12 protein-coding genes are annotated in these 12,081 nt (G+C 72.2%); 7 read left to right on the top strand and 5 right to left on the bottom strand.

The features are described 5' to 3' along the window. The first annotated feature begins 13 nt into the window (after positions 1 to 13). Entirely contained in the window at positions 14 to 886 is an 873-nt protein-coding gene (locus OG900_13565) for a polysaccharide deacetylase family protein (GenBank protein WUH91029.1), read from the top strand. Positions 887 to 908: 22 nt separating this feature from the next. On the opposite strand, the gene OG900_13560 is transcribed toward OG900_13565, so the two are convergent. Then, positions 909 to 2,387, bottom strand: a complete 1,479-nt coding sequence (locus OG900_13560; GenBank protein WUH91028.1) for a penicillin-binding transpeptidase domain-containing protein — start codon at positions 2,385 to 2,387, stop codon at positions 909 to 911. Beyond that, on the bottom strand, positions 2,384 to 3,778 hold the full coding sequence (locus OG900_13555; GenBank protein ID WUH91027.1) for an FtsW/RodA/SpoVE family cell cycle protein: 1,395 nt from the start codon (positions 3,776 to 3,778) through the stop codon (positions 2,384 to 2,386). Before OG900_13555 ends, OG900_13560 begins: the two co-directional genes overlap by 4 nt. 108 nt (positions 3,779 to 3,886) lie before the next feature. On the opposite strand from OG900_13555, the gene OG900_13550 reads away from it, so the two are divergent. The 3 genes from OG900_13550 (at position 3,887) to OG900_13540 (ending at position 5,711) form a co-directional block, all read left to right on the top strand. Further along, positions 3,887 to 4,600 (top strand): pentapeptide repeat-containing protein, encoded by a 714-nt coding sequence (locus OG900_13550; protein WUH91026.1) that lies wholly within the window; start codon positions 3,887 to 3,889, stop codon positions 4,598 to 4,600. Beyond that, complete coding sequence (locus OG900_13545) at positions 4,597 to 5,088, top strand: glutathione peroxidase (protein ID WUH91025.1); 492 nt, start codon at positions 4,597 to 4,599, stop codon at positions 5,086 to 5,088. Before OG900_13550 ends, OG900_13545 begins: the two co-directional genes overlap by 4 nt. A gap of 161 nt (positions 5,089 to 5,249) precedes the next feature. Continuing rightward, positions 5,250 to 5,711: a hypothetical protein gene (locus OG900_13540; GenBank protein WUH91024.1), complete on the top strand. Its 462-nt coding sequence runs from the start codon at positions 5,250 to 5,252 to the stop codon at positions 5,709 to 5,711. Positions 5,712 to 6,450: 739 nt separating this feature from the next. Here the strand turns inward: OG900_13540 and OG900_13535 are convergent. Continuing rightward, complete coding sequence (locus OG900_13535; protein WUH91023.1) at positions 6,451 to 7,458, bottom strand: LuxR C-terminal-related transcriptional regulator; 1,008 nt, start codon at positions 7,456 to 7,458, stop codon at positions 6,451 to 6,453. Positions 7,459 to 7,651: 193 nt separating this feature from the next. Here OG900_13535 and OG900_13530 point away from each other — a divergent pair, with 193 nt between their 5' ends. Next, positions 7,652 to 8,881: a Gfo/Idh/MocA family oxidoreductase gene (locus tag OG900_13530; GenBank protein ID WUH91022.1), complete on the top strand. Its 1,230-nt coding sequence runs from the start codon at positions 7,652 to 7,654 to the stop codon at positions 8,879 to 8,881. A 10-nt stretch (positions 8,882 to 8,891) separates the two neighbouring features. Here OG900_13530 and OG900_13525 read toward each other — a convergent pair whose 3' ends face one another. Further along, positions 8,892 to 10,136, bottom strand: coding sequence for a DUF4032 domain-containing protein (locus OG900_13525; protein WUH91021.1), 1,245 nt, complete (start codon positions 10,134 to 10,136; stop codon positions 8,892 to 8,894). Positions 10,137 to 10,255: 119 nt separating this feature from the next. Next, positions 10,256 to 10,933 (bottom strand): winged helix-turn-helix transcriptional regulator, encoded by a 678-nt coding sequence (locus OG900_13520; GenBank protein WUH91020.1) that lies wholly within the window; start codon positions 10,931 to 10,933, stop codon positions 10,256 to 10,258. Between the two features lie 140 nt (positions 10,934 to 11,073). Here OG900_13520 and OG900_13515 point away from each other — a divergent pair, with 140 nt between their 5' ends. Then, positions 11,074 to 11,586 carry a DinB family protein gene (locus OG900_13515; GenBank protein ID WUH91019.1) on the top strand — a complete coding sequence of 171 codons (513 nt, stop codon included), beginning with the start codon at positions 11,074 to 11,076 and terminating at the stop codon, positions 11,584 to 11,586. Between the two features lie 96 nt (positions 11,587 to 11,682). Then, positions 11,683 to 12,069 (top strand): GntR family transcriptional regulator, encoded by a 387-nt coding sequence (locus tag OG900_13510; protein ID WUH91018.1) that lies wholly within the window; start codon positions 11,683 to 11,685, stop codon positions 12,067 to 12,069. Positions 12,070 to 12,081: the final 12 nt, after the last annotated feature.

Below are 12,081 nucleotides of genomic sequence, written 5' to 3'. Positions count from 1 at the left end.
GCGGTCACACATCATGGCGGGACGGCGGATATCCCTGGGGCGCTTCGCGCCCGCACGGTTCAAGAGCGCACCGCAGGCGGCGGTGATAGGCGTCGCGGTGGCGGTGGTGCTGATCGCCGCGCTCGTCTCGGCGCTGCTGGCCCCCGGCGGCGGTGGCGGCGACGCGGCGGCCGCCTCGCCCACCGGCGACCAGAAGGGCGGCACCCAGCACGCCCCCGTGCCGCCCGACTCGTCCGGCACGCACACCCCGGCGAGCACCCCGCCCAGCACCGTCGCCGCGGTGCCCGACTCGATCCAGCACCAGGCCGAGGCGCCCGGCAAGGCCGTCAACATCACCATCGACGACGGCCCCGACCCGCAGTGGACCCCGCAGGTCCTCGCGATCCTCAAGAAGCACCACGTGCACGCGACCTTCTGCATGATCGGCCCGCAGGCCAAGGCCAACCCCGCCCTGGTCCGCCGGGTCGTCGCCGAGGGCCACCGGCTGTGCGACCACACCGTCACCCACGACGAGTCGATGGACCACAAGTCCTTCGCGTACCAGCAGAAGGAGATCATGGACGCCCTCGCCATGATCGAGGCGGCGTCCGGCGGCGCCCCCGTGCAGTACTACCGGGCGCCCGGCGGCGCCTTCACCCCGGCCAGCCGCGCGCTCGCCGCGCAGCACGGGATGCGGCCGCTGGGCTGGAACGTCGACACCAAGGACTTCGCCCGGCCCGGCGTCGGCGCCATCGTGGCCACCGTCAAGAACGAGATCGGCAACGGCCCGACGATCCTCTTCCACGACGGCGGCGGCAACCGCAGCCAGACCGTGGCGGCACTGGACCAGACGCTGACCTGGCTGGCCAAGCGGGGCTACGCCTTCAGCTTCCCCAAGGTGCGCTGAGACAGCCCCGGGCCGCCGGCCGCTAGCCGGCGAAGGGCCGCCGCGGCGACGCCAGCACCGACTGCATGACCGCCCGTGCGATCGGCGCCGCGCTGCCGCCGCCGGAGATGTCCGCCCTGGCCGCCTCGGCGTCCTCCACCACCACGGCCACCGCCACCGCCGCCCGGTTCGCGCCGGGCGGTTTGGCGTAGCTGATGAACCACGCATAAGGCGTGCCCTTGTTGCCGACGCCGTGCTGCGCGGTGCCGGTCTTGCCGCCGACCACCGCGCCCGGGATCGCCGCGTTGGTGCCGGTGCCGTCGCTGACCACCGCCTCCATCAGCTCCTGCAACTGCTCGGCGGTGCCCGCGCCGACCGCCCGGTGCAGCCGTACGGGGGTGGTGTGCGACACGACCGCGCCGCCGTGGTTGGTGACCCGGTCCACCAGATACGGCGTCATCAGCTCGCCGCCGTTGCCGACCGCTGCGGCCACCATCGCCATCTGCAAGGGCGTCGCGGTGGTGTCGAACTGCCCGATCGAGGACAGCGCCACCTGGTCGGGGCTCATCTTCGTGTCGAAGTTGCTGGCCGCCACCCCCGGGGGGATGCGCAGCCTGGTGTCGTTGAAGCCGAAGGCCTCCGCCTGCCGGACCATCGCGGTCAGGCCGACGTCCGCGCCCAGCTTGGCGAAGACGGTGTTGCAGGACACCCGGAAGGCGTCGTAGACGCTCGCGTCGGCGCAGCCGCGGCCCTCGTTGGTCAGCGACCAGGTGGTGCCGGGCAGCCGGTAGGGGTCGGGGGAGTCGGTCGGCGCGTCCAGGTCGCCCACCGCCCCGCTCTCCAGCGCCGCCGCCGCGGTCACCACCTTGAAGGTCGAACCCGGCGGGTACGTCTGCCGGATGGCCCGGTCCAGCATCGGCTGCGCCGGGTCGTCGTTGAGCCGCTGCCACTGGTCGGTGACGGCCGGTCCGGTGCCGGCCAGCTGCGCCGGGTCGTAGGACGGCGAGGAGACCAGCGCCAGGATGCGCCCGGTCGCCGGGTCCAGCGCGGCGACCGCGCCCCGCCGCCCGGCGAGCCCGCCGTAGGCCGCCTTCTGGGCCGCCGGGTCGATCGTGGTGTGGATGTCGCCGGGGCGCTGCCGGTTGCGGGTGATCTCGTTCCACAGCGGCACCGACGCCAGCCGCGAGCTGGTGCCCGACAGCAGCCCGTCCTCGGTGCCTTCGAGCAGCGAGGTGCCGTACGTCTGGGAGGCGAAGCCGGTCACCGGCGCGTAGAGCGGCCCGGCGCGGTAGGTACGGGCGTACGCCAGCTGGCCGCCGGTGTCCTGCGAGCCGGTGACCGGCGAGCCGCCGACCAGGATGCCGCCGCGCGGGTGCTGGTAGCGGGCGATGGCGATCCGCCGGTTGGCCGGGTCGCCGGCATAGGAGCCGGCGTCGACGACCATCACCCGGACCGCGTTGACCGCGAGGGCCAGCAGCAGCACCAGGCCCAGGGCGGCGCAGCGGCGGATGCAGCGGATCACGGGGACTCCTCCGGCGGCTCCGGTGACGGGCGGCGGGCGCTGTCGCTGACCCGGATCAGCAGCGCCACGATGATCCAGTTGGTGACGACCGACGAGCCGCCCTGCGCGAGGAAGGGCATCGCCATACCGGTCAGCGGGATCAGGTCGGTCACCCCGCCGGTGATCACGAACACCTGGAGCGCCAGGATCGTCGCGAGCCCCACCGCGAGCAGCCGCCCGAAGGGGTCGCGCAGGGCGAGGCCGGCCCGCATGCCGCGGGCCACCAGCAGGGCGTAGAGGGCCAGCAGCGCGCACAGCCCGGCCAGGCCCAGCTCCTCGCCCGCGGTGGCCAGGATGAAGTCGGACTTGGCGGCGAAGCCGATCAGCTCCGAGTGCCCCTGCCCCAGGCCCGTACCGAGGACGGCGCCGTTGCCGAAGGCGAAGAGCGACTGGGCGAGCTGGCCGGGGCCCAGGCCCGCGTGGATGCTGGCGAAGGGGTGCAGCCAGTCCTCGACCCTGCTGTGCACATGGGGCTCCAGCGAGCCCACCGCGACCGCGCCGGCCGCGCTCAGCAGCAGCCCCACCGCGACCCAGCCGGTGCGGCCGGTCGCCACGTAGAGCAGCACCACGAAGAGGCCGAAGAAGAGCAGCGAGGTGCCCAGGTCGCGCTCCAGGACCAGCACCCCGACGCTGACCAGCCAGATCGCCAGCACCGGGCCGAGCACCCGCCCGGTCGGCAGCTGGAGCCGGCGCAGCCCGAAGACCCGCCGCCCGGTGTAGGCCAGCGCCGCCCGGTTCGCCGACAGGTAGGCCGCGAAGAAGACCGCGAGCAGCACCTTCGCGAACTCGCCGGGCTGGATGGAGAATCCGGCGGCCCTGATCCAGATCTTCGCCCCGTTGACCGCCGGGAAGAAGATCGGCGCCGCCATCAGCGCCAGCGCGGCCGTCATCCCGACGTAGGAGTAGCGGGCCAGCACCCGGTGGTCGTCCAGCGCCAGCACCACCAGCACGAAGAGGGTGATGCCCAGCGTCGACCAGACCAGCTGGGTCGGCGCGGCCCGCGGCCCGAGCGACGGCTCCAGGTCGAGGCGGTAGATCAGCACCAGCCCGAAGCCGTTCAGCAGCACCGCGATGGGCAGCAGCAGCGGGTCGGCGTAGGGCGCCCTGGCCCTGACCGCCAGATGCGCCAGCACCGCGAGCAGCGCGAGCCCGGCGCCGTAGCCGGCCGCGTCGCCCGGCACCGCGCCGTGGGTGGCCAGGCCCACCTCCGCGTAGCCGTACACCGACACCAGCACCGCCGCGACCGTCAGCGACAGCTCCACCCCGCGGCGGCGGGACCGGGGCGGTGCCACCGGGCGGGCCGCGGCCGGGGGTGCCTTCGGTGGCGGAGCGGCAGCCGACGTTGCGCTCATGGGCTGCAACCTAGCAAGGCGGTGCCGACATGTCCGTCATGTCACCCGCGAGGCGGCGGTGCCGGTCCCCCCTGGGGGCTGTCGGAGGCCGCGCGTAGGGTTTCCGGTGTGACCGCAAAGGACGCTCGTGCCGCCGTGCCCGAGGACCTCGCCGACCTGCCGTATGCCGCGCTGCTGAGCCCGCACACCGGCCCGCTGGCCGTCGAGGAGGACTACGACACCGTCCACCTCGACCGGCTCGACGTGGCCCCGGGCACCCGCGCGGCCGGCGCGCGCTTCCTGGAGTCCGCGATCACCGACTGCGTCCTGGACGGCACCGACCTGCGCGGCGCCCGCTTCAACGACGCGTGGGCCTCCGGCACCCGCTTCACCGGATGCACCCTGGCCTCCAGCCAGTGGCTGGACACCGCGCTGGTCGGCTGCTCGCTGGCCGGCGTCGAGCTCTACGACGCGGTGCTGCGCCGCGTCACCTTCGTCCGCTGCAAGCTCGACTCGGTCAACCTGCGCTCGGCCGCGCTGTACGACGTCGTCTTCGAGGACTGCGTGCTGCGCGACGTCGATCTCGGCGAGGCCCGGCTCGACGGGGTGACCTTCCCCGGCAGCCGGATCGAGCAGGCCAGATTCGGCCGCGCCAAGCTGAAGAACGCCGACCTGCGCGGCGCCCTGGGCATCGACCTCGCCGACGGCTGCGAATCGCTGCGCGGCGCCGTGATCACCCCGGCCCAGCTGCTCGACCTCGCCCCCGCACTCGCCCAGACCCTCGGCCTCACCGTGGCCGAGCCCGCCCTCACGTCCCACCCCGACAGGAGCATCAAGCGATGAGCCCCCTTCACGACATCCCGCTGCAGACCCTCGACGGCGCCCCCACCACGCTGGCCGACCACCGCGGCAAGGCCGTCCTGGTGGTCAACGTGGCGTCCAAGTGCGGGCTGACCCCGCAGTACGAAGGCCTGGAGCGGCTCCAGCAGACGTATGCCGCGCGCGGCTTCACGGTGCTCGGCGTGCCCTGCAACCAGTTCGGCGGCCAGGAGCCCGGCACCGCCGAGGAGATCCAGACCTTCTGCTCCACCACCTACGGCGTCAGCTTCCCGCTGCTGGCGAAGGCCGACGTCAACGGTGCGAACCGCCACCCGCTCTATGCCGAGCTGGCCCAGCTGCCCGACGCGGCGGGCGAAGCGGGAGATATCACCTGGAATTTCGAGAAGTTCCTGCTCAACGGGTCGGGTGAGGCCGTCGCCCGATTCCGCCCCGCCGTAGCCCCGGAGGCGTCCGAGGTCACTGTGGCGATCGAGGCGCTGCTGGCGTCCTGACCCACTCTCCGGGGTGGCACTCCCCGCCTGACCTGGGACGGAGATGCCTAGATGCGCGTATGCGCCATGGCAGAATCCGGCCGGTCGGCGGGCGTTGTCGGGACGCGGCGGTCCTGGAAGTCTTTAACCACCGCCCCCGGCGACGAGAAGGGACAGGGGAAGTGCAGGACTACGAATTCCGGACCGGCCACCTGTGTGTCGAGACGGATCCTGCGCTCTGCCTGCCCTGCCAGGAGCGGTTGGATCGGCAACTCGCCTTGCTTCCCCGGGTATACGGCGAGTTGGAGGTTGTACTCGTAGCAGCGCAGGACCCCGGCGACAGACTGTCCGGCACTGACCGGCCCGGCATCCCCCTGAACGGGCCGGCAGTCGAGGCGCGCGCAGCTATTCGAGACACCTTGGCCTCCTGGGCCGATCTCATAGTCGAGGGCCGCACCGTCCGCCTCCCCCTGCGGACGGTGCCGGCCCTCGCCGCATTCTTGCGTCGCCACCTCGGCTGGCTGGCCGTTCATCCGGCAGCCGACGACGCGGCGACCGACATCGACACCGTCCTGCGACACGCGCTGACGGTGGCCAGGCCACGTCAGGCCCTGCTGGCCATGGCGGTCTCGGTCGGGCCCTGACCCGAGCCCCGACCGGGCCGCCGGCCCCCCCGAGGATCCCCCCACAAAATGCAAGAAGCACCGTGCGGTCCGCGAATCATCACGGACCGCACAGTGCTTTCGGCTGCGGTGTCGGTATCGGCTGTCGGGTGCTCACACGTCGACGGAGGCGGGGAACCAGCCGGCGGGGGCAACAGTCGTGGTGCTCGCCGGGAACCAACCGTCAGGAGCGACCGCGGGGAACCATCCGGCAGGGGCGACCTCGGGGGCCGACGCGGGGAACCAGCCGGCAGGAGTGGCATTCGGGAACCAGCCGTCGGGGTCCGACGCGGGGAACCATCCGGCGGGGGTGACCGTCGTGGTGCTCGCCGGGAACCAACCGTCAGGAACCGCGGCCGGGAACCAACCTGCGGGAACCGCGGCCGGGAACCAGCCGTCAGGAGTCGCGGCCGGGAACCAGCCGTCGGGGGAGACGGTGCCGGTCGAGACGGCCGGAGCCGGAGCGGCGGAAGAGGCAGTGTCGGCAGCAACGGCTGTACCGGCAGCCGAGGACGCAACGAGCACCAGTGCTGCGACAGCGGAGACATGGGTCGAACGTCGGATCCGCGACATCGTAATCCTTAGGTGGGCAGGGAGTGGGTGCTCACAATGGGTGTGGCGACACGTAACTTTGCCAATGATGGCAAATGTACACAGGCGGAGCCCAGGTTCCGCTTGTGCGTATATCTGCCATGGCGTAAATGCGCGGCTCTGATCGTCCTCAGATCAGGCCGTGCGCTGCCGCGAGAACCCCTGCCTGGAATCGGCTGTCGGCTTCAAGATACCGCATGATCTCAGAAACCAGGCGGCTCACCGTCCTCAGTGATACCCCGAGTTTTCGCGCGATCCGCTCGTCCGTCAAGCCGTTGGCCAGCAGTCGCATCGTCGTGCGGTGCTGCTCAGTCAGCTCGTTGTCCGCGTCGATGCCGTTCGCCACGTTCGCAGAGTAAGGGACCGAACGCAGCCAGCAATCCTCGTACATTGCCACGTACGAACGTACGAGAGCGGGTCCGCGCACCACTACCGCGGGACCGGAAGGATCTTCCGGATTAGCCAGGACCAGCGCACTGTGTGTATCGGCCATCAGGAGGTCGAAAGGCACCTGCGGCGCCAATCGCACATCCACTCCCGCGGCTGTCAGATCGGACAGGTATTTCCGTTGCCTTGGTGCTGAATTAATGCTCTGGCCATAAATGGCGCGCACCTTTATGCCGCGGGCTATGAGTGCGTTGTCCGCGGTCAGCGAGCCCGCGAGGACCTCGCTGGACGGCAGTGGCCCCGGGTGCATCCAGCTGGCCGACTCGGTGATCGTCGCGTCGAAGTCGCGCAGGAACTGCCGCCGCCGGTGGTCCTTGGTGACCAGCTCGACCTCGATCTCGGCGTTCTCCCGCATCACCGCGGGGCGGTACCGCTCCATCAGCGACTCGGCGGCGGTGACCATCGAGGTCAGCTCGTCGCGCTGGCGGCGCAGCGACGTCCGCTGCCTGGCCAGCAGCTCGATCAGCGCGGTGTCCGGTTCGACCGGGTCCACCACGTCCGCGGTGTCGCCGGGGCGGATCAGCCCCAGCTCCTCCAGCTCCCGCCAGCCCGCCTCGGCCTCCGCCTCGGTCAGCCCGAGCGCGGCCGCGGCCTTGGCCGGGACGGAGGAGCCGTTGGTGCGCAGTGTCTGATAAAGGGCGAGCCCGATGTCGGCCGCATTCGACCCACCACCCCTCACCGAATTGGCCACGGATTCCCTCTTTCGTCGCCGGGTGCGCCGAAACGTGCAGGTGCCTGCAAGGCGGCAACCGCGCCCCTATACCGACTCTAGCAATGGATGGCCCTCACGCCATGGGTGAGATCACGGTTCGGACACCCCGGCGTCGCGGTCGCGCCACTTTTCCTGGTAGGAACGGGAGCCGGTCGCCGAAAGGATGAGCACGATGCGTCACGCGGGGCAGCAGGGACCGACCGGGGTGTCGGACCCCGTCAGCACAGGACAGGGCCCGTGGGCGGCAGGTGACCCCGGTCCCGGCGACGAGCCGGAGTCCGTACCGGCACCAGTACGGGTGGTCATCATCGGTGCGGGCAAGGTCGCGCACGCCGCGCATCTGCGCGAGATCCGCGATCTGCCGCAGTTGATCAGGCCGGTCGCCGTGATCGATCCCGATCCCCGGCAGCGCGCCGCACTGATGGCCGGTTTTCCCCGCCTCACGGTGTGCGGCACACCGGAGGAGTCGGTGTGGGCGGGGGCGACGGCCGCGCTCGTCCTGTCGCCGTGGTGGACCCACCGGGACGCGGTGCTCGGCTGCCTGGACGCCGGGCTGCCGGTGCTGTGCGAGAAGCCGGTCAGCCTGGACCCGGCCGAGATCGACGAGCTGATCGCGGCCGAGGTGCGCACCGGGGTCCCGGTCACCGCCGGCTACATGAAGCGGCACGACCCGGTGGTGCAGCTCTTCATCGACCACTGCCGCGAGCACGCGGCCACCGCCCGCAGGATCACCGTCGACATCCACGACCCCAACGCCCCGCACCTGGTCGACCACCTGGTGCCGTATCCGCCGCCGCCCTTCGGCCCGCAGTCGCCGCCCGCCGAGGCCGCGCTGGTCCGCGCGCTCGGCGAGGACGCCTCGGCGACCCAGCGCGAGGTCTACGCCCGCGGCCTGGGCGGTTCGCTGATCCACCAGGTCAACATCGTGCACGCGGCGCTCGAAGGCACCGGGCGCGAGCTGTACGGCAGCCTGGAGCACAGCATGCAGTGGGCCGGCGGCAGCGCGGTCAGCTGCCGCTGGCGGCCCGACGGCGACCTCGTGGTCGAGGCGAGCCACCTGCGGCTGCCCGCCCACCGGCGCTACCGCGAGACGCTGGAATTCACCGGCACCGACTCGGTCGCCACCCTCACCCTGCCCTCGCCCTACGCCCGTGACGAGGGCGCGACCCTGCACATCGACACCTGGGACGCCGACGGCATGTCCACCCGCCGCACCCACCGGGCGGGCCCGGCAAGGATCGGCTTCCGCGAGCAGTTGCGGGCCTGGACTCGCAGCGTGTCCTGGGTACCGAACCCCGGGCCGCGCCCGGCCCCCCGCCCCGGCATCTGGCCGCTGCCCGGCCTGCGCGAGGTGCGGGCGGACGCGCTGGCCGTACGGGAGGCGGCGCTGCGGCTGACCTGAGGCGCCGCCGCTACTCGGGCTCGGGCACCAGCGCGTTCGGGTCCGGTATGCGCGGCAGGACGTCGGAGAGGTAGTCGGCCACCGCCTCGTCGAAGCCGACGTCGTGGCCGGCGGCCTCCGACAGGTACCAGCGGTGTTCGAGCAGCTCGTGGTAGATCTGCGCGGGCTCCATGCTGCGGCGCAGGTCGGCCGGGATCAGCCGGACCGCGGGCCGGAAGACCTGCCGCACCCAGCGGTGCGCGAGCACCTCGGGGCGGGCGCCCAGGCCCATGGGGTCGCCGGGGGCGTAGTCGTCCTGGGTGGTCATCCAGGAGTCCAGGTCGTTGAGCAGGCTGCGGGCCTGGTTCTCCTCGGTGTCCATGCCGGTCAGCCGCAGCAGCTGGCGCTGGTGGTGCCCGGCGTCCACCACCTTCGGCAGGAAGGTCACGGTGTCGCCGCTCGGCGAGCGCTGGATCTGCATCTCGGCGACGTCGAAGCCGAGGTCGTTGAGGCGGCGGATGCGGCGGTCGATGTAGTGCCGCTTGTCCGCCGGGTAGACCGACTCGCGGGTCAGCTCGTGCCACAGGTCGGTGTAGCGGGAGCAGATCGCCTCGGCGAAGGTCACCGGGTCCACCGAGGGGTGCAGCGAGCCGCCGGCCTCCAGGTCCATCAGCTCACCGGCGATGTTCACCCGGGCCAGCTCGATGTCGTAGTCCCGCTGCCCGGCGGTCAGCTCCGGCTGGATCTGCCCGGTCTCGGCGTCCACCAGATACGCGGCATAGGCGCCGGCGTCGCGCCGGAAGAGGGTGTTGGACAGCGAGCAGTCGCCCCACGCGAAGCCCACCAGGTGCAGCCGCACCAGCAGCACCGCGAGCGCGTCGAGCAGCCGGTTGACCGTCCCGGGGCGCATCGTCGTCTCGAACATCGAGCGGTAGGGCAGCGAGCCGTTCAGGTGCCGGGTGATCAGCGCCGGCTCCAGCGGCGTGCCGTCGGCGGCGACCCGCCCGGTGACCACGGCGATCGGGTCGACCGCGGGTATGGAGAGCCGGTCGAGGTCCCGCAGCAGCCCGTATTCGCGTACGGCCGCCCACTCGCTGACCTCCTTGATCGCCACGACCTCGTCGCCGGCCCGCGCGAAGCGCACGACGTGCCGCGAGATGCCGCGCGGCAGCGCGACCAGGTTCTCGTCCGACCACTCCTCGAGCGGCAGGTGCCATTCGAGGTCGAGCAGCTGGGAGGGGTGGCCGGCGTCGAAGGCCCTGATCTGCAGCGGCATGGCGCGTCTCGTCTCTGTCGTCCGCGGCGTCGGCGGGCGCCCGGGGTGGCGGCTCCGATGCTGTCATGCGCCTGCCGCCGGCCGAAGGGGCGGGGGCCCGCCTGCGAGGGGACCGCGGCTCACGCGGGGATCGGGGCCTTCGCGGTCGCGGGACGGGAGGTGATCAGCACGTCCACCAGCCGGCGTACGGCCGTCACGTCGCCGCCGACCGCCAGCGCGCCGCTCTGCGCGGCCTCGGCGATGGCGCGGCGCCCCTGGAGCACCTCCGTCAACGTGACGAGGTCACCCGCGAGGGTGGCGTCGGGCCGGTCGGGCACCCCGCGCTCCACCGTGAGCCGGTCGCCGACGCGTACGGCGAAGCGGTCGTCCCCGATCCGCACCGCGAGGAGCGCCGCCAGGCCCGCGCCGGCCGCCGGGTCGTAGCGCGAGCACAGCCAGAGCAGCAGCGAGTCGGCGCTGCGGTAGGGGTCCGCGGTCGGCTCGGGGGCGCGGCCGCCCCAGCGGTCGAGCCCGATCAGCAGCGGGCGCAATTCCTGGCCCCACTCGGTGAGTTCGTAGACCCGCGCACCGGCCGGCGGCCCCAGGACGCGGCGCCGCAGCACCCCGGCCGCCTCCAGGTCGCGCAGCCGCTGCGCCAGGACGTTCGGGCTCACGCCCGGCAGTCCCGCGTGCAGCCCGGAGAAGCGCTTCGGCCCGAGCAGCAGCTCGCGTACGACCAGCAGCGCCCACCGCTCCCCGACCAGGTCCAGGGCGCGCGCGATGCCGCACCCGTCGCCGTAGGTGCGCTTCGACGCCATGGCGACCACCTCCCGCGGACGAGGAGAGCTGTGACAAGAGCTTATGAATCAAGACTAGCCGCTGGCTTTTCAGGAGCCCCGCCCGCGGCGGCCCTTTATCTGTTCGACAAGGCGTGGCCGATGGAAGACGATGCGGCCTCATGACCACGACAGCACGGACCGATGTCCCGCCCACCGGCGACGAGCGCGCCTCCCTCGTCACCTTCCTCGACTACGTACGCGACACCGCCCTGGTGAAATGCGAGGGCCTCTCCGCCGCGGGCGCGGCCGGCGCCCCGCTGCCCGGCTCCCCGCTGATGACGGTGGGCGGCCTGATCAGCCACCTGCGCTGGGTGGAGCACTGGTGGTTCGACGTGGTCTTCCTCGGCGGCGAGGACCGCGGGCCGTGGACCGAGGAGGACCCCGACCGCGAGATGCGTGTGGGAGCCGAGACCCCGCTGGCCGACCTGCTCGCCGACTACGCCGCCGACGCGGCCCGCCACCGCGAGCTGGTCGCCGGCCGCTCCCTGGACGACCTGGCCGAGCGCACCATCCGCGACGGCCGCCGGATGAACCTGCGCTGGATCCTGCTGCACCTGATCGAGGAGACCGCCCGCCACAACGGCCACCTCGACATCCTGCGCGAGATGGCCGACGGCACGACGGGCGACTGACCCGGCGGCCCGGCGCCCACCCGTGTCTCTACCGTTCCGACTGTATATAGTGTTCATGTACAGTCGAGGAAGAACGACGAGGAGGGGAGGTCCGTCGTGCGGGTGGTCCTGTCGAACAGTTCCGGCCTACCGCTCTACCAGCAGATCAAGGAGCAGGTCGGTGCGGCGATCCTGTCCGGGGAGGTCGCCGAGGGCACCGCCCTGCCGTCCGTGCGCGCCCTCGCGCGGGACCTGCGGATCAGCATCATCACCACGAACCGCGCCTACACCGAGCTGGCCGCCGAGGGCTTCATCGCCACGGTCCCCGGCAAGGGCGCCTACGTCCTGCCGCTGGACTCGGCGCTGGTGCGCGAGCAGCTGCTGCGCCAGGTCGAGGACGGCCTGCAGTCCGCCCTCGACGCCGCAGGGCGGGCAGGACTGGACCGGGAGGACCTCATCGAGATCCTGGACGGGCTGCTGCGGGCCGAGCGCGAACATGCCTGAGACCGGGGGGAC

The organism is Streptomyces sp. NBC_00433 (assembly GCA_036015235.1).
Lineage (GTDB): Bacteria > Actinomycetota > Actinomycetes > Streptomycetales > Streptomycetaceae > Actinacidiphila.
This window is presented reverse-complemented; position numbering and strand designations above follow the sequence as displayed.